This window comes from Hydrogenovibrio sp. 3SP14C1, from assembly GCF_029625905.1.
Lineage (GTDB): Bacteria > Pseudomonadota > Gammaproteobacteria > Thiomicrospirales > Thiomicrospiraceae > Hydrogenovibrio.
This window is the reverse complement of sequence record NZ_JARTLM010000275.1, coordinates 1-245: the sequence shown is the minus strand read 5'-3', so window position 1 is coordinate 245 and position 245 is coordinate 1. Positions and strand designations below refer to the sequence as shown.

Sequence of the window (245 nt, the reverse complement as noted above, 5' to 3'; positions counted from 1 at the left end):
ACATCTACCTGCTCAAGGCGGCGCTGAATGCTCAGCGCGCAGCCCGCGGCGAAGACGAGATGCCGGCACCGGAGTTCATGAAGCTGGTGCGGGAAAAGATCAAGTTCATGAAGATGGACTCGAGCTTCCTGCAGCGCGCCGTCAATGAAGGTTTCTCCGGTGGCGAGAAGAAGCGCAACGAGATCCTCCAGATGCTGCTGCTCGAGCCCAAGCTCGCCATGCTCGACGAGATCGACTCCGGCCTG

General features: G+C 60.4%; 1 protein-coding gene. It reads left to right on the top strand.

Annotated features, from left to right (window positions below; genetic code table 11):
- Positions 1-245, top strand: a 245-nt coding sequence (locus tag P8629_RS12520; RefSeq protein WP_442908719.1) for an ATP-binding cassette domain-containing protein, incomplete at both ends; no start/stop codon positions are given.